This is a genomic window from Falsiroseomonas oryziterrae, from assembly GCF_021864505.1.
Classification (GTDB): domain Bacteria; phylum Pseudomonadota; class Alphaproteobacteria; order Acetobacterales; family Acetobacteraceae; genus Falsiroseomonas; species Falsiroseomonas oryziterrae.
In genome coordinates this window covers 1-1065 of the sequence record NZ_JAKJIB010000613.1, presented here as the reverse complement: position 1 = coordinate 1065, position 1065 = coordinate 1, and the positions used below count along the sequence as shown (strand labels likewise).

General features: G+C 76.2%; 2 protein-coding genes. Both read right to left on the bottom strand.

Translation table 11 applies throughout. From position 1 onward, the window contains the following. The coding region (locus L2I40_RS23620; protein ID WP_237217789.1) for a NeuD/PglB/VioB family sugar acetyltransferase at positions 1-574 on the bottom strand (574 nt) is incomplete at its 3' end. Positions 575-734: 160 nt separating this feature from the next. Beyond that, positions 735-1065: SPOR domain-containing protein (locus L2I40_RS23615; protein WP_237217788.1), on the bottom strand; the 331-nt coding region annotated here is incomplete at its 5' end.

Below are 1065 nucleotides of genomic sequence, written 5' to 3'. Positions count from 1 at the left end.
CGGGCGGGACGTCCTCGGCCACCGCTGCGCCGGCGGCGATCACGGCGTCGTCGCCGATCGCGACGCCGGGCCGCGCCACGGCGCCGGCGCCTACCAGTGCGCGGGCGCCGACACGGACGAAGCCGCAGAGCGCCGCGGCAGGGGCGAGATGCGCGGCCTCGCCGAGCACGACATCGTGCTCGACGATCGCCCCGGTGTTGACCAGCGCGAGCGGACCGAGCGCGGCGTCCGGCCCGACCGTGGCGCGCGCCATGACCTGCGCGCCGGGGCCGAGGCGCGCATGCGATGAGATGAGCGCCGAGGGATGTGCGATCACCGGCAGGGCGACGCCTTGCGACAGGCACAGCGCGCCGAGCCGCGCTCGGGTCGCGTTGTCGCCGATGGCGATGGCGGCCTGGTCGAGCCCCTGCGCGCGCAGCCGGCCAAGCTCCGCGATGGCGCCGAGCCAGGGCGCGCCGAGCACCGCCTCGCGCGGCTCATCGTCCAGCACGCCAGCGACCTCCGCACCCATGGCGCGCAGCGCCTCGATCACCGGCTTCGCATGCCCGCCGCCGCCGAGGACCAGGATGCGCATGACCGTCTGTGATCAGAGCATCAAGGCTGGCGGCCTGCTTAGCAGGCCGAGGCCGCAAACGCGGCCCGCGCACCGACCATCAGTGCCGTCCGTGCGCCAGTGGCCTGCGCGGAAGCCAAGCCGCCGGAAGCGGCGCCGGCGCCTGAGGTATCAGGACGCCTCACGCGCCAGGGGACACGATCATGCACGCGGCGCGGCCGCGCAGGCGGTCGCAGGCCTGGTCCGCCGCCGCGCGGGAGTTGAAGCCCACGACGCGGGCCCGGAACAGCGGCCCGCCATTGCCGGACGTCCGCTCCACCACGGTACGCGCGCCGAGCACGCCGATCGTGTCGCGCGCCTGCTGTGCCGCGTTGCGCGCCAGGTTCTCGGACGCGAAGGCGCCGACCTGCACGCCCCAGGGACCGCCCACCGCAATGGGCGCGGGCGCGGCCGGCGTGCGCGGCGGCACGGGCAGCGTGCCGGCCTGCGCCTGTGGGATGAGGGAGAAGCCG